This window comes from uncultured Tissierella sp. (genome assembly GCF_902479755.1).
GTDB classification, from domain to species: domain Bacteria; phylum Bacillota; class Clostridia; order Tissierellales; family Tissierellaceae; genus Tissierella; species Tissierella carlieri.
The window spans coordinates 1-19,190 of sequence record NZ_CABSQO010000023.1 but is presented as its reverse complement, the minus strand read 5'-3'; the positions used below and the strand labels follow the sequence as shown (position 1 = coordinate 19,190).

The 19,190-nt window shown below is 30.3% G+C and carries 21 protein-coding genes; 19 read left to right on the top strand and 2 right to left on the bottom strand.

Features of this window, described 5'->3' with window-relative positions; translation table 11 throughout:
• The 17 genes from RDK80_RS12680 (at position 1) to RDK80_RS12600 (ending at position 15,854) form a co-directional block, all read left to right on the top strand.
• A complete protein-coding gene (locus RDK80_RS12680) occupies positions 1-1,401 on the top strand; it encodes an oxaloacetate decarboxylase subunit alpha (RefSeq protein WP_308524465.1) in 1,401 nt (466 codons plus the stop codon).
• A gap of 175 nt (positions 1,402-1,576) precedes the next feature.
• The gene (locus RDK80_RS12675) at positions 1,577-1,777 is read left to right on the top strand and encodes a 4Fe-4S binding protein (RefSeq protein WP_308524464.1); all 201 of its coding nucleotides are present in this window, start codon (positions 1,577-1,579) and stop codon (positions 1,775-1,777) included.
• A gap of 1 nt (position 1,778) precedes the next feature.
• Positions 1,779-2,915 (top strand): 2-oxoacid:acceptor oxidoreductase subunit alpha, encoded by a 1,137-nt coding sequence (locus tag RDK80_RS12670; protein ID WP_094900302.1) that lies wholly within the window; start codon positions 1,779-1,781, stop codon positions 2,913-2,915.
• 1 nt (position 2,916) lies between these two features.
• Positions 2,917-3,738 carry a 2-oxoacid:ferredoxin oxidoreductase subunit beta gene (locus RDK80_RS12665; protein WP_094900303.1) on the top strand — a complete coding sequence of 274 codons (822 nt, stop codon included), beginning with the start codon at positions 2,917-2,919 and terminating at the stop codon, positions 3,736-3,738.
• Positions 3,739-3,740: 2 nt separating this feature from the next.
• The gene (locus tag RDK80_RS12660) at positions 3,741-4,304 is read left to right on the top strand and encodes a 2-oxoacid:acceptor oxidoreductase family protein (RefSeq protein WP_094900304.1); all 564 of its coding nucleotides are present in this window, start codon (positions 3,741-3,743) and stop codon (positions 4,302-4,304) included.
• On the top strand, positions 4,288-5,160 hold the full coding sequence (locus RDK80_RS12655; RefSeq protein WP_308524463.1) for a MurR/RpiR family transcriptional regulator: 873 nt from the start codon (positions 4,288-4,290) through the stop codon (positions 5,158-5,160). The genes RDK80_RS12660 and RDK80_RS12655 overlap by 17 nt, the downstream gene beginning before the upstream one ends.
• A 231-nt stretch (positions 5,161-5,391) precedes the next feature.
• Positions 5,392-6,009 carry a histidine phosphatase family protein gene (locus RDK80_RS12650; RefSeq protein WP_308524462.1) on the top strand — a complete coding sequence of 206 codons (618 nt, stop codon included), beginning with the start codon at positions 5,392-5,394 and terminating at the stop codon, positions 6,007-6,009.
• A complete protein-coding gene (locus RDK80_RS12645) occupies positions 6,006-7,226 on the top strand; it encodes an NAD(P)/FAD-dependent oxidoreductase (protein ID WP_308524461.1) in 1,221 nt (406 codons plus the stop codon). The genes RDK80_RS12650 and RDK80_RS12645 overlap by 4 nt, the downstream gene beginning before the upstream one ends.
• A gap of 119 nt (positions 7,227-7,345) precedes the next feature.
• Complete coding sequence (gene aroH / locus RDK80_RS12640) at positions 7,346-7,714, top strand: chorismate mutase (RefSeq protein WP_216555857.1); 369 nt, start codon at positions 7,346-7,348, stop codon at positions 7,712-7,714.
• Positions 7,715-7,761: 47 nt separating this feature from the next.
• The gene (gene cmk / locus RDK80_RS12635) at positions 7,762-8,424 is read left to right on the top strand and encodes a (d)CMP kinase (protein ID WP_308524460.1); all 663 of its coding nucleotides are present in this window, start codon (positions 7,762-7,764) and stop codon (positions 8,422-8,424) included.
• A gap of 4 nt (positions 8,425-8,428) precedes the next feature.
• A complete protein-coding gene (locus RDK80_RS12630; protein WP_308524459.1) occupies positions 8,429-9,025 on the top strand; it encodes a lysophospholipid acyltransferase family protein in 597 nt (198 codons plus the stop codon).
• Positions 9,025-10,989, top strand: coding sequence for a bifunctional 4-hydroxy-3-methylbut-2-enyl diphosphate reductase/30S ribosomal protein S1 (locus RDK80_RS12625; protein WP_308524458.1), 1,965 nt, complete (start codon positions 9,025-9,027; stop codon positions 10,987-10,989). The genes RDK80_RS12630 and RDK80_RS12625 overlap by 1 nt, the downstream gene beginning before the upstream one ends.
• Before the next feature lie 90 nt (positions 10,990-11,079).
• Positions 11,080-11,856, top strand: coding sequence for a protein-glutamate O-methyltransferase CheR (locus RDK80_RS12620; protein WP_308524457.1), 777 nt, complete (start codon positions 11,080-11,082; stop codon positions 11,854-11,856).
• Positions 11,857-11,894: 38 nt separating this feature from the next.
• Entirely contained in the window at positions 11,895-12,950 is a 1,056-nt protein-coding gene (locus RDK80_RS12615; RefSeq protein ID WP_308524456.1) for a M42 family metallopeptidase, read from the top strand.
• Entirely contained in the window at positions 12,941-13,960 is a 1,020-nt protein-coding gene (locus RDK80_RS12610) for a M42 family metallopeptidase (protein WP_308524455.1), read from the top strand. Before RDK80_RS12615 ends, RDK80_RS12610 begins: the two co-directional genes overlap by 10 nt.
• The gene (locus RDK80_RS12605) at positions 13,960-14,958 is read left to right on the top strand and encodes a M42 family metallopeptidase (protein WP_094904449.1); all 999 of its coding nucleotides are present in this window, start codon (positions 13,960-13,962) and stop codon (positions 14,956-14,958) included. Before RDK80_RS12610 ends, RDK80_RS12605 begins: the two co-directional genes overlap by 1 nt.
• 299 nt (positions 14,959-15,257) lie before the next feature.
• Entirely contained in the window at positions 15,258-15,854 is a 597-nt protein-coding gene (locus RDK80_RS12600) for a MerR family transcriptional regulator (protein ID WP_094904450.1), read from the top strand.
• A 207-nt stretch (positions 15,855-16,061) separates the two neighbouring features.
• Here the strand turns inward: RDK80_RS12600 and RDK80_RS12595 are convergent, their stop codons facing one another.
• Positions 16,062-17,378, bottom strand: a complete 1,317-nt coding sequence (locus RDK80_RS12595; protein ID WP_308524454.1) for an aminotransferase class I/II-fold pyridoxal phosphate-dependent enzyme — start codon at positions 17,376-17,378, stop codon at positions 16,062-16,064.
• Between the two features lie 279 nt (positions 17,379-17,657).
• Positions 17,658-17,795, bottom strand: a complete 138-nt coding sequence (locus RDK80_RS12590) for a hypothetical protein (RefSeq protein WP_158220210.1) — start codon at positions 17,793-17,795, stop codon at positions 17,658-17,660.
• A 585-nt stretch (positions 17,796-18,380) separates the two neighbouring features.
• Between RDK80_RS12590 and RDK80_RS12585 the strand changes: the two genes are divergently transcribed.
• Positions 18,381-18,617 (top strand): helix-turn-helix transcriptional regulator, encoded by a 237-nt coding sequence (locus tag RDK80_RS12585; protein WP_094904452.1) that lies wholly within the window; start codon positions 18,381-18,383, stop codon positions 18,615-18,617.
• Complete coding sequence (gene def / locus RDK80_RS12580; RefSeq protein WP_308524453.1) at positions 18,618-19,067, top strand: peptide deformylase; 450 nt, start codon at positions 18,618-18,620, stop codon at positions 19,065-19,067.
• The last annotated feature ends 123 nt before the right edge of the window (positions 19,068-19,190 follow it).

Genomic DNA, 19,190 nt, shown 5'->3' with positions numbered 1-19,190 from the left:
ATGGCAGGTGTAAAAATTACTGACACAATTTTAAGGGATGCTCATCAGTCTTTGATAGCAACAAGGATGAGATTAGAGGAAATGCTACCCATAGCAGAAAAGCTAGATAATGTTGGATTTTATGCATTGGAAGTATGGGGAGGGGCTACATTTGATTCTTGTCTAAGATTCTTAAATGAAGATCCATGGGAAAGACTTAGAGCACTTAGAAAAGTTTTTAAAAAGACAAAGTTACAAATGCTATTAAGAGGACAAAACCTTTTAGGTTATAGACATTATCCAGATGATGTAGTAGAAGAATTTGTAAGAAAGTCTCTAGAAAATGGAATAGATATTATTAGAGTATTTGATGCATTAAATGATATTAGAAATATAAAGACATCTATTGAAGCTACAAAGAAATATGGCGGACATGCCCAAGCTGCTATTTCGTATACTACTAGTCCTATACACAATACTAAATACTATGTAGATTTAGCTAAAGAAATGGAAAAAATGGGTGTAGATTCAATATGTATTAAAGATATGTCAGGAATTCTTTTGCCATATCCTGCAGAAGAACTAGTTAAAGAGATGAAAAAAGTAGTAAAGGTACCAATAGAAATACATTCACATTTTACTAGCGGAATTGCAAATCAAACTTATATGAAATCTATAGAAGCAGGAGCGGATATAATAGATACCGCAATATCACCTTTAGGAAATGGTACATCTCAACCTGCAACGGAGCCAATGATTGCATCCTTAGAGGGTTCACCTTATTATCCTAATGATATTAATATGGAATTACTACTAGAAGTATCAGATTACTTTAAGAAATTAAGAGATAAATATTTGGAGGAAGGGCTGTTAAATACTAAAGTATTAAATGTTGATGTAAATACATTAGTATATCAAGTTCCTGGTGGTATGCTTTCTAACCTAGTATCACAACTAAAGAGTCAAGGTAAAGAGGATGAATTTGATGAAGTTCTAAAAGAGGTTCCTAAAGTAAGAGAAGACTTTGGGTATCCGCCTTTAGTTACACCAATGAGTCAAATGGTAGGAACTCAAGCAGTATTTAATGTTATACTTGGTGAGAGATACAAAATGGTACCAACAGAAGCAAAAAATTATGTAAAAGGTCTATATGGTAAACCAACTTTACCTATATCTGAAGAAATAAAGAGGAAGATTATAGGAGATGAAGAGGTATTTACGGGAAGACCAGCTGATTTAATGGAGCCGCAGTTGCAGCAGTTTAAGGAAGAAATAAAACAGTATATCGAGCAAGATGAAGATGTTTTGACATATGCCTTATTCCCACAAATAGCATTAGAATTCTTTAAACAAAGACAAGCAGAAAAATATAAGATAGATACTGAGTTATTAAATGAAGAATTTCAAACATATCCAGTTTAAAACAAGCCTTAAAAGGCTTGTTTTTTGTTAGATGATTATATAAAAATTATCAATATGAAGTTAAACTTGCAAAATAAATATTAATTGGATAAAAAATGAAATAAATCTTGCAATAGATATTTCCTTTTGATATTATTGTATTAAGAAGAAATAATTACATAAGGGGGAAATTAAAGTGTCAACAAAGACAGAAAAGTCTCTTACGGTGGATAAGAATTGGTGTAAAGGATGCGGCATCTGCGTTGTATTTTGTCCTAAAAATGTGCTTGAGATAAAAGATGGTAAAGTTAATATTAAAGACTTAGAATCATGTATACAGTGTGGACAGTGTGAACTTAGATGTCCAGATTTTGCTATTTATTTAGGAGGTAAATAAGATGGCTGAAAAAACAATTAAATTGATGCAGGGGAATGAAGCTTGTGTAGAAGGTGCTATTGCTGCTGGTATGAAATTTTATGCGGGATATCCTATTACACCATCTACTGAAATTGCGGAGCTTTCAGCTGAAAAGCTACCGAAGATTGGTGGGAAATTTATTCAAATGGAAGACGAAATAGCAAGTATTTCTGCTACCATAGGTGCAGCTATATCTGGTGCGAAGGCGATGACGGCTACTAGTGGACCTGGATTTTCTCTTAAGCAAGAAGGAATAGGGTATGGGGTAATAACTGAAACTCCATGTGTAATTGTAAATGTTCAAAGAGGTGGTCCAAGTACAGGATTGCCAACTGCTCCAGCTCAAGGTGAAATTATGCAAGCTAGATGGGGGACTCATGGGGATCATTCTATTATAGCTTTATATCCATGGTCAGTAAAAGAAATTTATGACACAACTATTAGAGCCTTTAATCTGTCTGAAAAATATAGGACACCTGTAATTCTTCTAATGGATGAAGTAATTGGACATATGAGAGAAAAAATTGAGATATCTGATAAAAATGAAATTGAAATTTATAATAGAAAAAAACCTAATTGTCCGCCAGAAGAGTATAAGCCTTATAAAGTACAAGAGGGAGATATAGTTCCTGAAATGGCTGGCTTCGGTGAAGGATATAGATTCCATGTCACAGGACTAGTACATAGTGAATCAGGTTTTCCATCTGGAAATGAAAAAGTAGCGGAATCATTGATTAATAGATTAATAGATAAAATAGAAGATAATGTAGATGATATTGTAGATGTACAGGAATACTTATTAGATGATGCCGATGTTGCTATAGTTGCTTTTGGTTCAACAGCTCGTTCCGCTAAATCTGCTGTAGATGCTTTAAGAGAAGAAGGTATAAAGGCTGGATTATTTAGACCTATTACTATTTGGCCACTAGCAGAAAAACAATTAATTAATTTAGCAAATAAGATTAATCGTATAGTGGTAGTAGAAATGAATATGGGTCAATATTTCTTAGAAGTAGATAGGGTTGCCGGAAAACATGCTAAGGTAGAGAAATATGGTCGACTTAATGGAGAACTTATAACTCCAGAAGAAATTATTTCTTTTATTAAGGAGGTTTAAAATGCCTAGTCAATTAGTTAATGAATATTTCAGAACTGAAAATTTGCCACATATTTGGTGTCCTGGATGTGGTAATGGTATAGTTACAAGATCTATAGTTAAGGCTATTGATAATTTAGGACTAAATAAAGATAATATTTGTATAGTATCTGGTATTGGATGTTCTTCTAGAGCATCTGGGTACTTAGACTTCAACACAATACACACTACTCACGGAAGAGCTCTTGCTTTTGCTACAGGTATTAAGTTAGCTAACCCAGAATTACATGTAATTGTTATAACTGGTGACGGTGATTGTTCTGCCATTGGTGGAAATCATTTAATTCATTCTGCTAGAAGAAATATAGATATTACTACTATTGTATTTAACAATAATACTTATGGAATGACAGGTGGACAATATTCACCTACTACTCCTACGGGTGATAAAGGTACTACTGCTCCTTATGGAAATATTGATGCTAACTTTGATTTGTGCGAACTTGCCAAGGCAGCAGGTGCAACTTATGTAAGTAGAGGTACTATATTTACTGCTAATATGTTGATTAAGCAGGTAGAGGAAGGAATAAAAAACAAGGGATTTTCTTTTATTGAGGCTGTAACAACTTGTCCGACTTATTACGGAAGGAAAAATAAAAAAGGCGAAGCAATAGATATGATGAAATATCTAAAAGAAAATGCTATAAATATTGCAGCTTATGATAAGTTAACCGATGAGCAGAAAATAGGTAAATTTGTTATTGGAGAATTGTATAAGAATACTAGACCAGAATATGTAGAAGAATACCAAAAAATAATTGAATCTTTTTCAAAGGAGAGATAAGTATGCTACGTCAAGAATTAAGATTAACGGGTTCTGGAGGTCAAGGGCTTATATTAGCTGGAATTATATTAGCTGAAGCTGCTTTATATGATGGTATGAATGTAGTTCAATCTCAGTCCTATGGACCAGAAGCTAGAGGTGGTGCTAGTAAGGCTGAAGTAATAATTAGTAAAGATGAAATTAATTATCCTAAGGTGAATGAATGTGATATAATGCTTACACTTACACAAGCTGCGTGTGATAAGTACATAAAATCATTGAAGCCAGGGGGAACATTAATAATTGACAAATCTTTGGATAATAAACCTGAAAGAGATGATATAACCATATATACAGTTCCTATATTAGAGACTGCAACTGATAAACTAGGTAAACCCATGGTAGCTAATATTATAGCTTTAGGTAGTATATATGAATTAACAAAGATAGTGAGTAAAGATTCTCTTGAGAGAGCAGTATGTGATAGAGTGCCAAGGGGAACAGAGGAGTTGAATAAAAAGGCTCTAGAGGAAGGTTTTAATCTAATAAAAGAACATAAGGAAGAGTGCTATGGAGACGTATGTTGATCTTATTAAAAATATCCAAAATAATTTTAACAACCTAAGTAAAGGGCAAAAACTCATAGCAGAGTTCATTATAAACAATTATGATAAAGCAGCTTTTATGACTGCAGCTGCTCTTGGTGATACTGTTAATGTGAGTGAATCTACTGTTGTAAGATTTGCTAACACCTTAGGTTATGCTGGATATAGGGAACTTCAAAAAGAATTGCATGAGCTAATAAAAAATAAACTTACTACTGTTCAAAGACTTACAATGACAGATGAATATTCCAATAAGGAAAATGCCTTAAAAAAGGCCATGGAAAAAGATAAGGAAAATATTGATAAAACAATAAATGAAACGGGTTATAAAGCTTTTCAAGATGCCATAGATTTAATACTTAATGCTGAAAATGTATATATTCTCGGACTAAGATCATCTTCCTTTTTAGCAGGTTATTTAGGATTTTATCTTAACTTCTTGATAAAAGATGTAAAAGTTATTACTTCAGGTCCTAATGATGTATTTGAGCAATTATTAAAGGCAGATTCTAAGGATCTAATCATTGGAATTAGTTATCCTAGATATTCTAAAAGAACTCTTGAAGCATTAGATTTTTGTAAGGAAAAGAGATGTAAAATTATTAGTATAACTGATAGTTTAATTTCACCAGCAGCTAAATATTCCGATATATCTCTTATTGCGAGTTCTGACATGCTTTCCTTCGTAGACTCATTAGTTGCTCCAATGAGTTTAATAAATGCTTTAATAGTATCTATAGGTATGGAGAAAAAGAATGATATTAGGTCTTCATTTGAAGATTTGGAAAATATCTGGAAAAAATATAATGTTTATGATGTAAATAATAAGGATAAATAAAAACTATATTAGTAATACCATTTTTAAAGCCCATAGGGAAAGGAATAAGAACTTACCTATGGGCTTTAAAAATGGTTTCTTTAATCTATCTATTTTATAGAGAAGCTTTTTTATTTATGACAATGTATCAAAACAAATGTTATCATAAATGATACATTTTATTATCTAATATATTTGTTATAATATATAAATAAGTATAAATTTAATTACTATTATTGAGAGGTGTTATTGTTGGTAAAATTATTTTTAATAAGACATGGGCAATCCGAATGGAATAAGCTTAATATGATTCAAGGACAAAAGAATACTATATTAACTGACCTGGGTAAAGAACAAGCTCTTAGCTTAGGAAATAGGTTAATAAATGAAGATATAGATATAATATATACTAGTGATTTGTCGAGAGCATATACTACGGCTAAAATCATATCTGATATAATCCATAAGCCTTTGGTAGCTAGCGAATTACTTAGAGAAATAAATTTTGGCCCATGGGAAGGTTTGAGTATAGAGGAAATACAGAAAAAATATAATTTTGAGTATTCAATCTGGCTTAAAGAACCTCAAAGCTTAAATATGAAAGGTGCCGAAACTCTTCAAATATTGCAAGAGAGGGTTATGAAATATATAAATTATATTATTGATGAAAATAAAGGTAAAAATATTGCTGTGGTGTCACATGGTGCAACATTGAAGGCGCTTATTTTAGGGCTATTAGATATTGATATTTCCCACTATAAGAACATTTCATTAAAAAATGTTTCATTGAGTATAATTGAATTTAGAGATTACAATAGGGTGCTAACATCCTTAAATGATATATCCCATTTGAAGGAGTTGTCTAGATGAAAGAAAAAATTTGTATAGTAGGGGCTGGACCAGCTGGTATTATTGCTGCTGGCATCGCAGGTTCTAGAGGTAAAGACGTGACTTTAATTGAGAAAAATGAAAGGATAGGTAAGAAACTTTTCATTACTGGAAAGGGAAGATGTAATATAACTAATAATGCTCCTATTGAAGATTTTTTCGATAATGTAATGAAAAATAGGAACTTTCTTTATAGTAGCTTTTATAGTTTTACAAATAGAGATATAGTAAATCTACTTGAATCGTATGGATTAAAAACAAAAGTTGAGAGAGGGAATAGAGTATTTCCATTAAGTGATAAATCCTCAGATGTTATTAAAGCTTTTCAAAAATTTTTAGCAGCTAATAATGTCAAATTATTGCTAGATACTAAAGTGAATTCTATTGATATAAAAAATCAAAAGTTTATTGTAAGAACTAATAAAGATGAAACAATTTTTGATAAACTAGTTATTGCTACAGGAGGTAAATCATATCCCGCTACTGGATCTACAGGCGATGGATATATTTTTGCTGAAGGGCTAGGTCATAGTATTACTAAAATAAGACCATCTTTAGTTCCTGTGGAAGTTAGGGAAAATTGGATTAAAGATTTACAGGGATTATCTCTTAAAAACATAACACTATCAGCCTATGCTAAGAAAAAAAACATATATGAAGAATTTGGAGAAATGATTTTTACTCATTATGGAATCTCAGGACCTATAGTTCTTTCTATGAGCAATCATTTGTATAGATATATTAATGATGGAATTCGTCTATCAATCGATTTAAAGCCTGCTTTAGATAATAAAAAATTAGATGATAGAATTCTAAGGGATTTTGAATTAAATAATAATAAAAAAATGAAAAATGCTTTAGATGATCTATTACCTCAAAAATTGATACCAATTATATTATTTTTATCAGACTTGGACCCTGAAAAAATAATAAACCAAATTACAAAAGAGGAAAGACTAAAATTATTAAACTCTATTAAAGAATTTCCTCTTACTTTTAAATCCTTTAGACCAATAGAGGAAGCTATAATTACATCAGGAGGGGTATCTACTAAGGAAATAAATCCATCCACAATGGAATCAAAGCAAGTCTCTGGGTTATATTTTGCGGGAGAAGTTATTGATGTAGATGCCTTAACCGGAGGATATAATTTGCAAATTGCTTATTCTACTGGATATTTAGCAGGAAGTAATGTATAGCTTGACTTATCTTTCTCTTTTAATTAAGCTAATAAGTCATTAAAATATTGTTCCTAATTAAACCAAAATAGCTTGTTTACCACAAGAATTTAATATATAATTATTAAGGGAGTGATGCTATGAATATTGTAACTATTAGAGGAGCTATCACTGTTCCTGAAAATTCAGTTTCTAGTATACTAGAGGGTACTAGAGAGTTATTAATTGAAATTGAAAAAGAGAATAATATAGATCGGGATAAGGTTATTAGCATAATATTTTCTTGTACTAATGATTTAGATAAAGTCTATCCTGCTAAGGCAGCTAGAGAGCTGGGTTACATAAATGCTGGGTTGATGTGTTTTAATGAGATGTATGTTAAAGGAAGTCTTGATAAATGCATTAGGCTAATGGTGCTTTATAACTCGATAATAAATCAAAAAGAAGTTAAACATATTTATTTGAGAGATGCGAAAATTTTAAGGCCTGATTTGTCAAATAATGCCTAAGCCACCCAGAGGTGGTTATTATTTTGTAATTGGAAACGAGGGATACTATGTTAGGTAAAAATATCACTATTGCCATAGATGGACCAGCAGGTGCTGGTAAGAGTACTATTGCAAAAAAGGTAGCAGAGGATTTATTTATTGAATATATAGATACAGGTGCGATGTATAGAGCCTTAACTCTAAAGGTATTAAAGCTGGGGTTAAATCCAGAATCAATAGATGATGTTATTGATACTATGAAAAATACTTCTATTGATTTTAGAAACAATCATATTTATCTTGATGATATTCAAGTGGATAAAGAGATAAGAGAAAATATAATTAATAAGAATGTTTCTTTTATTGCACAGATCAAAGAGGTAAGAGAAGGTATGGTTAAAATCCAACAGGAATTAGCTAGAACAAAGTCAATCATTATGGACGGTAGGGATATAGGTACTGTAGTTTTGCCAGATGCAGATTTTAAGTTTTTTCTTACAGCAAGTGTTGAAGAGAGAGCATGTAGAAGGTATAAAGAATTACTAGAAAAAGGAGAAGGTGGAATATCCTATGAACAGATAAAGGAAGAAATAGAAAATAGAGATAGGATAGATAGTACTAGAGAAATTGCTCCCTTAACGGAAAGCAAAGATGCCTATAGACTTGATACCACCAACAAAACTATAGATGAGTGTGTAAAGGATATTATATCTATAGTTAAAAGGGGGTAGTAATATGTATCTTTATAATGTAGCAAAATTAATAGCAAGTGTAATTTTTAGATTATTATATAGAATAGAGGTGCATGGGAAAGAGAATATAACTAAAGAAGGAAGACTAGTATTGTGTTCTAATCATATAAATAATTTAGATCCCATTCTTATATCTATTGTATTTCCAAGACAAGTCTGCTGGATGGCAAAAAAACAAATTTTCAAGAGTAAGATACTATCTTATATATTAAATAAAATGGGAACATTTCCTGTAGATCGTGAAGAATCAGATTTATCTGCAATAAAAAACTCATTAAAGGTTCTTAAAAAAGAAGGAGTTTTAGGAATTTTTCCAGAAGGAACTAGGGTTAAAGAAGCTAATATAGAAAATGCAAAACCTGGAATTGCATTGATAAGTATAAAAGCCCGGTCACCAGTTTTACCTGTCTACATTGAGGGGAGTTTTAAGCTTTTTAGTAAGATAAAAATTAGCTTTGGTAAACCTATTGACTTCTCCCATAGCTATGATAAAAAATTAACCACTGAAGATTATCGTTTACTTAGTAAAGACATTCTGCAATCAATATATTCAATTAAGAATAAAGAGGAGGGAATATAGTGGAAATAATTATAGCTGATAATGCTGGATTTTGTTTTGGTGTGAAGAGAGCGGTGGACATTGCAAGTGATGAACTTTTAAGTTCTAATAAGGACATTTATTCACTTGGTCCCTTGATTCATAATTCTCAAGTGGTAAAAAAATTTGAAGAAAAGGGCTTAAAAACAATTGATAATATAGAAGGAATCCAAGATAGTAGGATTATTATTAGATCTCATGGTGTAAGTAAATCCGTTATTGATAAAATTAATAAGATGAATTTAGATATCATTGATAGTACTTGTCCTTATGTGAGATCTGTGCATAAGAGGGTTGAAGAATATCAAAATCAAGGATATAATATAGTAATAATTGGAGATCCAGACCATCCAGAGGTAATAGGGATAAATGGATGGTGCAATGATAAGGCATTTATTGTAAATTCTTTAGAAGAGGCAACAAATTTGCCTAAGATGGATAAAATATGTATAGTTTCTCAAACTACAAATACACAGGAAAAATTCGAAACTATATCAAAGCTAATCAATGAAAAAGGTAATGAAGTAAAAATATTTAATACAATTTGCAATGCTACTAATCTTCGGCAGGAATCTTGTAAAGAAGTAGCAAGCAAGGTAGATGCTATGATTGTAATAGGTGGATATCATAGTTCAAATACAAATAAGCTGGTAGAAATTAGTAAAAAGTATTGCAATAATGTATATCATATTGAAACTTCAAAAGAATTACCTTTACAAATGCTATCAAAATTTAATAAAATAGGAATAACAGCAGGTGCTTCTACACCTGATTGGATAATTAAGGAGGTAGTTGAAATAATGGACAATATTAACAACAATGAAATGATGGAGGCAATTGAAAATTCTTTTACTAGGATTCATAGGGGAGATGTGCTGAAGGGTGAAGTAATTTATGTTACCAATAATGAGGTTATGGTCAATATAAATTATAAGTCTGACGGCATTGTTAATAGAGAAGAGTTGTCTAATGATCCAGATGTAAAACCAAAGGACTTATATAAAGTTGGAGATGAAATAGATGTTTATGTGGTAAAGCTGGATGATGGTGAAGGAAATGTCGTACTTTCTGCAAAGAGAGTAAATGATTTTAAAAATTGGGATATTATTGAAAAACTATTTAATGATAAAGAAAGAGTTGAATGTAAGGTTTTAAATAGCATTAAAGGTGGACTTTCTGTACTAGTACATGGAGTTAGTGGATTTATGCCTGCTTCTCAAGTTTCTACTAATTTTGTATCTGATTTAGGTGTATATAAAGGCAAGACTTTAGTGGCTAAGATTATTGATTTTGATAAAGAGAAGAAGAGAGTTATATTATCTAGAAAAGAAGTAGAAAGAGAAGAATTAAATAATAGAAGAAAAGAATTATGGGCAAACCTTGAAGTGGATCAAATAGTAGAAGGTGTTGTGCAAAGATTAACTGATTTTGGAGCATTCGTAGATCTAGGGGGAGTTGATGGGTTAATTCATATATCAGACTTATCTTGGAATAGAGTAAAACATCCATCAAATGTTGTTAAAGAAGGTCAAAAAGTTTTAGTTAGAGTATTATCTCTTGATAAAGAAAAAAATAGAATTTCTTTAGGATTAAAACAAACCATTGAGGAGCCATGGTCTGCTTTTTCTAAAAATATAAATGTGGGAGATATAGTTGAAGGAACAGTTGTCAATCTATTAGATTTTGGAGCATTTGTTAGAGTAAAAGAGGGAGTAGATGGATTACTTCATGTTTCACAGATATCTAAAGAACATATTAATAAGCCTTCAGATGTATTAAAAGTAGGCGAAAAAATTAATGTAAAAGTTATTGATATTAATGAAGAAGATAGGAAAATTAGCCTAAGTTTAAAAGATGCTATAGAAACAAATGATGTTGTTGAAGAAAATATTATCTTAAATGAAGAACCAGAAGTAACTATTGGAGATATTGTAGATAAAAATTAATAAATTGAAAAATATTAAGGGTTTTGATGTAATATAATTACATTGAGGCCCTATATTGCATTTTTGCTTAAACAATTTTGGGAGGTAAAAATGGACAAGTATGAAATATTCAAGAAAAATGTGAATGAACTAATAAATATAGACTTGAACTATTATAAAGAAAAACAAATGAAGAGAAGAATATCATCTCTTCTAACTAGAAATAGTTTTAAAGATTTTGATGATTATTTTATTGGATTAAAAAATAATAGGGATCTTCTAGAACAGTTTATTAACTATTTAACAATAAATGTTTCTGAATTTTATCGCAATCCATCTCAATGGGATGTGCTAGAAAAAGATATCATTCCTTCTTTAATGGCAAAGAATAAAAGAGGATTAAAAATTTGGAGTGCAGCTTGCTCAACTGGAGAAGAGCCTTATTCTTTAGTTATGATGTTATCTAATTTTTTTCCTTTAAAGGATATAAAGGTATTAGCAACAGATATTGATGAAGAAGCCATGAGTAAAGCAAAGTTGGGACTTTATAGTGAAAAGTCACTAGCAAATTTACCACGAGGTTTTAAAGAAAAATATTTTAGTAAAATTGAAGGTTCATATAGAATATCAGAAGATATTAAAAAATGTGTTGAATATAAGAAAATGGATTTATTAAAAGATAGATTTCCTTCAAATATAGATTTAATAACTTGTCGTAATGTAATGATTTATTTTACTGAGGATGCAAAAGAACTTTTATATTCTAAATTTTATAATTCTTTGAATGATAATGGAATATTGTTCGTGGGAAGTACAGAACAAATAATTATGCCTGAAAAACATAAGTTAAAGGCAGCAAGAACTTTTTTCTATGAAAAAATAATTTAATTATTAAATAAAATTATCAAATAAAGGAGGGCATAAATTTGGATAACAAAATATTTTTAGAACTGTTGTGTAATAATAAAGGTGTTTCAGGATATGAGCATACTTTAAAAGATACAATAGTCTCAGCTTTTAACGAATTTACTGATGATATTACAGTAGATAAGCTTGGAAACATTGTAGCACTGAAAAAAGGATCATCTGATGAAAATAATGTAAAAATAATGATTGCAGCTCATATGGATGAAATTGGTCTTATGGTAAAAGATGTTGAAGAAAACGGATTCATTAGGTTTACTAATATAGGTGGATTTGATCCTAGGACTATATTAGGTCAAGAAGTTATTGTACATGGTAAGGAAGACATTTTTGGTGTTATAGGCTCTAAACCACCTCATTTACAGGAAGTATCTGAACATGATAAGGCTATAAAAATGGAAGATATGATTATAGACATTGGATATTCAAAAGAAAAAGTGAATGAACTTGTAAGTGTAGGGGATTCCATAACCATTAGAAGAACAATGGCTAATTTACAAGGGACAAGAATAGCAGCAAAAGCTTTAGATGATAGGGCAGGAATAGCGGCTATTTATGAGTGTGTTAAAGAGTTGAGCAAGATGAAACATGAAGCTGATGTATACTTTGTTTCTACAGTTCAAGAAGAAGTTAGTATGGCAGGAGCATTAGTTAGTTCTTATAAGATTAATCCAGATATAGGTATTGCTGTAGATGTTGGATTTGGGACAACTCCTGAACTTTCTAAGTCTGATTCAATAGAGCTAGGAAAAGGACCTGGCATTACATTAGGAGGGAATATTCATCCTACATTAAGAAAGAGACTTACTGAAATAGCTGGAGAATATAATATTCCATTTCAAATGGAAATATCTCCAGGGCCAACTGGTACTGATGCAAGGGCTATGCAAATAACTAAAGAAGGAATTCCTTCCTTAGTTTTATCTATACCACTAAGATATATGCATACATCTGTTGAGGTGATAGATATGGTAGATATAAAGCATACTGCTAAATTATTGGCATTCTTTATCGCTTCTATTTCAAATGAGAATTTGGAGGGATTATTATGCTACTAAAACAACTAACAGAATTACCAGGAGTATCTGGTAATGAAAAAGAAGTTAGGGATTTTATAATCTCTGAGATAAAAGATTATGTTGACAGTTTTAAGATAGATAGAATAGGGAATATTATTGCATATAAAAAAGGTAAGGATACTAATAAAACATTAATGGTTACTGCACACATGGATGAAGTTGGATTACTTGTTAAAGAGATTGATAATATGGGTCTACTTAAATTTACTACAGTAGGTGGAATAGATAAGAGAATTTTAGTATCAAAGCCTGTTTTAGTTGGAAAAGATAAAATTATGGGTGTAATCGGTGCAAAGCCAATTCACTTGCAAAAAAGGGAAGAGTGGATGAGAGCTTTATCTATAGATGAACTATATATAGATATAGGTGCTAAATCTAAAGAAGAAGCTGAAAAATTAGTTAGTATAGGTGATTATGTATCCTTTGCGTCTGATTATGTAGAGTTTGGTGAAAGTCTAGTTAAGGCAAAAGCACTTGACAATAGGGTTGGATGTTCAATGTTAGTTAATTTAATTAAAGAGGTAAAAGATGTTAGTTTCTATGCAGTTTTTACAGTAATGGAGGAAGTAGGACTAGTTGGGGCTGGACCAGCTGCTTATGAAGTTAATCCAGATATTTCAATAGTTTTAGAAGGAACACTATGTTATGATATGCCAAAGCTTGATACACATTTAGTTCCTACTTATCTTAACAAGGGACCTGCAATATCTTTAATAGATAGAACAACAGTATTTAATCATGAATTTAGAAAAAAAATAGTTAGTATTGCAGAAAAGAATAATATTCCATATCAATATAGAAAAACTTCTATGGGAGGAAATGATTCTGGAAAAATTCATACTACTAAGGAAGGCTCAATAACCACTACTATATCGGTACCTTGTAGGTATATACATTCACCAGCATCTGTAATGAGTAAAAATGACTATGATAATACTTATTTACTTCTAAAGGCAATTTTATCTGAATTTGAAAGGGAGGAATTATAATGAATATAAACTTTAACTTATTAAAAGAGCTAGCTGGAATCTATGGTCCAGCAAGCAATGAAAAATTAATAAGAGAATACATTATAAATGAGATCAAGGATTTTGTAGATGAGACCTTCGTAGATGCATTAGGTAATTTAATTGCTAGAAAAAAAGGTAACGGGAAAAAAATCATGATTTCTGCTCACATGGACCAAATCGGACTTATGGTAATTGATATAGACGAGAAAGGGTTTTTAAGATTTACAAATATAGGTGGAATTTCTCCTACTGTTTCCATAAGCCAACAGGTTATATTTGAAAATGGAACTATTGGAGTTATTTATGCTGAACCTGTAGATGATATATCCAAATTAAAACTAGAAAATATGTATATAGATATTGGTGCTTTTAGTAAAGAAGAAGCAGAAGAAAAGATAAGTATAGGTGATATTTGTATATATAAATCAGAATATGTGGAAAATGAGAATGTTGTATTTACTCCTTATTTAGATGATAGAGTAGGATGTTTCATTGCTATTGAAGCTCTAAAATCTATAAACAATCCAGTTAATGATCTATATTTTGTTTTTTCAGTTCAAGAAGAAGTAGGCCTTAGAGGAGCTAAGACTGCGGCATATAGAGTTGATCCTGATGTAGGTATAGCTTTGGATGTAACTAGTAATGGCGACACGCCTAAGGCAAGAAGATTTGCAATAGGATTAAATAAAGGAGCAGCCATTAAGGTAAAAGATAATTCTATTATTTGTCATCCAAAAGTAAAAGATTTACTTGTTTCTATATCTAAAAATAATGGAATTCCTTATCAAATGGAAGTATTAGAATTTGGAGGTACAGATTCAGGAGCTATTCATATCAATAAAGGAGGAGTTCCATCAGGAGTAATTTCTGTACCTACTAGATATGTTCACTCTACTGTAGAAATGGCATCTAAGAATGATATAATTAATTGTACAAAACTTTTAGTAGGATTTTTAGAAGATAATTTAAATATATAATATAAAAAATGGCTGATAATTCAGCCATTTTTTTATAATGAATAGGAAAGTATTACTTTAACATTTTAGAATTGAGAACCTTCCTTAATCTTTGATTCTGTGCAAGTCGCTTATGCAATGACCAATAAAAGATTTATTAAGTATACTTTATTAGAAGATTTTATTATATTATATACAATTATGTTTTTAATTGTTTTATTTTAGGGGAATTTGTATGAAAAAGTTTTTCAAAAATTAGAGGAATTAAAAATTATTTGGAGAATTATATAGTAGTAGATTGGATTTGAGGGGGATTTATTATGTTAGATTTAAATCATGAATATACTATATCAGAAGTATCTGAGATTACCGGATATGCTCCACATGTTTTAAGATATTATGAAAAAGAATTTGAAATTGAGGTTCCTAGAAATAATTCGAACCATAGATATTTTACATATAAAGAGATTGAATTAATACAATATATAAAGACTTTACAGGATAAAGGTTTTACTAATAAACAGATAAAACTTATAATACAGTCTCCAGAAATTATGATGAATAATCAGGAGACGACAGATGTAGTTCCAGTTGATGACAATATATATTTTGATACATATCAATTAGCTAAGGAAATAAGTACGACATTGGAGGAAGAATTTTTTGATAAATTGTTTAATCATATTAATGAAGGTTCAGAGAAGAATATTAAAGTAATAGAGGAATTAAAAAATGAAGTTGCAATGCTTAGAAATGAATTGAACTCTAAGGAACGTGATGTGCTTATATGTGAAAACGCTAAGCTTAAAATGAAGGTTAAAGAAAAAACTCTTGAAAATATAGAATTAAGAGAAAAGTTAAAGAAAACAGAAGAAAAACAAGTAGGATTATTTAGCAAGATATTTAAAGCTAAATAATAAAATGGCATAGATCTTATTTTTATCCCTATCTAAATTTATAGAATACTTAAGCTTAACCCTCATAGGAATTCTATTATATTTCTGCTTAAGAATAAAAAAAAGTTAACTGAAATCAAAGTTCTATCAAAGCAAAGGATCTAAATGAAGATAAATATTCATGCATAAGAAAAGTCTGCTAATTTTAGCAGACTTTTCTATTTTGCACTATCTTTGTGCCTCATATTGTCTTAAAAGTTTAACGAAAAGTTCAGGAATTTTATCCATGTTTTCAGGTGATTCAACAAAGGAAATTCTAAATTGAGTTTTTCCTGGATTCTCTTCATCATTCTTAACATCATAGAAACCTTTCATTGGTGCTACAAGAAGAGTTGTTTCAACTCCATCCATTTCAACGGAGCCTTGTCCTGCACAATATAGAACGAACTCAATTGAATCAAATCCTGGCTTTACAACGTTTCTTACATCGATTACTGAATAAATTGATGCATCTGGACTTGAAACAATAAGACCTGGTTCTTGTTCTTTAAGACCATTGTAAACTTTTACTATTTGATCTTTATAATAATCTCTTTGTTGTTTACACCATCCAAGGATACTTTCTTTACTTTCATGTGCTAATGCTCCGAAAATATATTGGCCAATTACATTAGCACAAAGATTAGCTGTATATTCTGCAACAGAACGATTGTTAAATTCTGGATTATCCGTAATTACTGCACCTATTCTTAAACCGCATGCATTCCATACTTTTGATGCTGTTTCAATACTAATTCTTCTTCCTTCAATTCCTGGAACATCTGCATCTGTTAGTCCCCAAATACTTACAAGTTTTTCCTCTTCATTATAATATAATTCACGATAAGCTTCATCGCTTACCATCCACATATTATACTTAACACATAGTTTAGCAAGATCTTTTAAAATATCATATGTGTAATATTGTCCTGTTGGATTATCATAAGGAATCACTAAAAGTGCCCCTGGATTATTTGCTTTTATCATTTCTTCAACTTCATTCATATTTGGTAAATTGAATTTTCCATCTTCACCCATATGACGTTTTATAGTTGCAGTTTTACGGCCAATTCTCTCTGCAAATGAAATATAGTTTGTATAAGCAGGATCAATCATCATAAGAGGTCTTTCATCAGTTCCAGCTGGTCCACAAACCCCTAGAAGTAATAATTCCATACCTGATGAACCACCATCTGTTATTTGAACATAAAGATTGCTTGTGTCAAATCCTTCACTCTTTAAGATATTCTTAAAAGCATTCTGTGCTTCAACAGTACCTGCTGTTCCTGAATATCTAATAACTCCATTTGCAAATGGACTTTCAGATGAATTAAGCTCAAACATTCTTTTTTGCATAGCTGGATTTGTCGGTAAAGATACGTTTCCTATTCCAACGTTTATTACTGCTTCAGGTTTTACTTGACGTTCGTCATATTTCATTTGAGCTAAACGAACATCTGATGGTTTTCTTGATTCAAAATGTGCTGATAATATTGGTTTATTCATTATACTTTCCCCCTCTTATAGATTTATATAAAATTCTGCTAATAAATTTAATTAGTGCACTTACATATATTATACACTAATTAAAATTTATTTCATCTTATTCTTAATTTTTTATTTAAATTATTTACTCTTGTCCATCTATAGTTTTATACTAGATAATACATTTAATATAAATAAAAGTATTTGTTTAGGAATAATAAAGGATAGCTAAAATAATTAGGCAGAAAGAAAATTTAAAAAGAAAAATCGGGGACAAGAAGCCCCGATTAGTGAGATGGCTTAGCATCTTCCTCTACCAAAAAAGCCACCAAAGAAATCATTATCGCAGAAGCAGAAAATGATTATTAATATTATAAAGAAGAATAGTAGAAAATTATTATTATCGCACTCTCTTCTGCAGCCTAGTGATTCACCCATAAAAACACCTCCTATTTAAGTGAGAGTAATAACCTCATAATAGCATATGAGTAATAGATGTAAAGTGTTAATTATTATTCTCGAGTATATGGCTAAGATTTTTAGATATAAGGTTTGAAATTATTTTAATGATTTTATGAAAAACATTAAAAATAAAATGTATAATATTCTGGATTCTTCACATAATAATTATGTAAGGTTCGTAAATAGAATTCAACTTTCAGTTTTCACTGTAAGAAAAATATGTTCTCCTTTCATAAGGTCCGTAATGGATTTTTATGAATATAGACATATTGTTTGAATCCATTACGGACCTTACTTTTTATTTTTTTGTTATATGGTTATGAAAAGTACATCCCCTTTAAATTCTAATTGGGAAAGTAAAGGGTGCAATAATCGAATATGAGAGATAGTTAGAAAATATTAATTATTATTTTTTAGAAATGATATGGTAAAAATGAAAAGCCAGAGTTTTAATCTTGAAAATTCAAAGTATTCATTATATGTTATGTAAGGTTAACTTGACATAAGAATGTAATAATAATATACTAGTAATGTAAGGTTAACATTACAGGAGGATAATTAATGAAGAATAGATTAAAAGAGTTTCGTGAAATTTTCAAATTAACGCAAGAACAATTAGGAGAACTTGTAGGTGTATCAAGACAAGCAATTAACTCTATAGAAACAGAAAAATTTGAACCATCTATATGGTTAGCCTATGATATTTCTAAAGTATTTAATTGCTCTATAGAGGATATTTTTCTTTTTGAAGATAGCGAAAGAAAATCAAGATCACGACAAAGCAGAGGTGTAATTTAAATGGCATTAAGGCAGATTAGATTTTTTGATGATGAAATATTGAGAAAGAAGAGTAAAGTAGTTGAGGTAATAGATGATAAAATAAGACAAATACTAAATGATATGGCAGATACGCTGTATAGTATAGAAAATGGCGGAGGATTAGCTGCACCACAAGTCGGGATATTAAAGCGGTTAGTTGTAATAGATATGGGACAAGGACTTATAAAATTAGTAAATCCAAAGATAATTAATCAAGAAGGAGCTCAAGAAGTAATAGAAGGATGTTTGAGTATCCCAGATAGATTAGGAAAATTAGTGAGGCCTGCGAAAGTAATAGTACAAGCATTAGATGAAAATGGTGATGAAATTATATTGACTGGTACAGGAGATTTAGCGAAATGCTTTTGTCATGAAATAGATCATTTGGAAGGTATTCTTTTTACAGATCTAGTAACTGAGTATCTATAGTAATAATATTAATATTACTATATTGCGAATATTTTATTTCGATACCGCATTATTTTAAAGATAAATATTGTGGTATTTTTATGTTATGTTTCAAATGATTAAATTTATTTATTTAGCATAAAT

Coding starts and splice junctions, on each gene's coding strand:
- RDK80_RS12680 (WP_308524465.1), top strand. CDS start 1: ATGGCAGGTGTAAAAATTACTGACACAATTTTAAGGGATGCTCATCAG.
- RDK80_RS12670 (WP_094900302.1), top strand. CDS start 1,779: ATGGCTGAAAAAACAATTAAATTGATGCAGGGGAATGAAGCTTGTGTA.
- RDK80_RS12665 (WP_094900303.1), top strand. CDS start 2,917: ATGCCTAGTCAATTAGTTAATGAATATTTCAGAACTGAAAATTTGCCA.
- RDK80_RS12660 (WP_094900304.1), top strand. CDS start 3,741: ATGCTACGTCAAGAATTAAGATTAACGGGTTCTGGAGGTCAAGGGCTT.
- RDK80_RS12655 (WP_308524463.1), top strand. CDS start 4,288: ATGGAGACGTATGTTGATCTTATTAAAAATATCCAAAATAATTTTAAC.
- RDK80_RS12645 (WP_308524461.1), top strand. CDS start 6,006: ATGAAAGAAAAAATTTGTATAGTAGGGGCTGGACCAGCTGGTATTATT.
- aroH (WP_216555857.1), top strand. CDS start 7,346: ATGAATATTGTAACTATTAGAGGAGCTATCACTGTTCCTGAAAATTCA.
- cmk (WP_308524460.1), top strand. CDS start 7,762: ATGTTAGGTAAAAATATCACTATTGCCATAGATGGACCAGCAGGTGCT.
- RDK80_RS12630 (WP_308524459.1), top strand. CDS start 8,429: ATGTATCTTTATAATGTAGCAAAATTAATAGCAAGTGTAATTTTTAGA.
- RDK80_RS12620 (WP_308524457.1), top strand. CDS start 11,080: ATGGACAAGTATGAAATATTCAAGAAAAATGTGAATGAACTAATAAAT.
- RDK80_RS12610 (WP_308524455.1), top strand. CDS start 12,941: ATGCTACTAAAACAACTAACAGAATTACCAGGAGTATCTGGTAATGAA.
- RDK80_RS12605 (WP_094904449.1), top strand. CDS start 13,960: ATGAATATAAACTTTAACTTATTAAAAGAGCTAGCTGGAATCTATGGT.
- RDK80_RS12600 (WP_094904450.1), top strand. CDS start 15,258: ATGTTAGATTTAAATCATGAATATACTATATCAGAAGTATCTGAGATT.
- RDK80_RS12595 (WP_308524454.1), bottom strand. CDS start 17,378: ATGAATAAACCAATATTATCAGCACATTTTGAATCAAGAAAACCATCA.
- RDK80_RS12590 (WP_158220210.1), bottom strand. CDS start 17,795: ATGGGTGAATCACTAGGCTGCAGAAGAGAGTGCGATAATAATAATTTT.
- RDK80_RS12585 (WP_094904452.1), top strand. CDS start 18,381: ATGAAGAATAGATTAAAAGAGTTTCGTGAAATTTTCAAATTAACGCAA.
- def (WP_308524453.1), top strand. CDS start 18,618: ATGGCATTAAGGCAGATTAGATTTTTTGATGATGAAATATTGAGAAAG.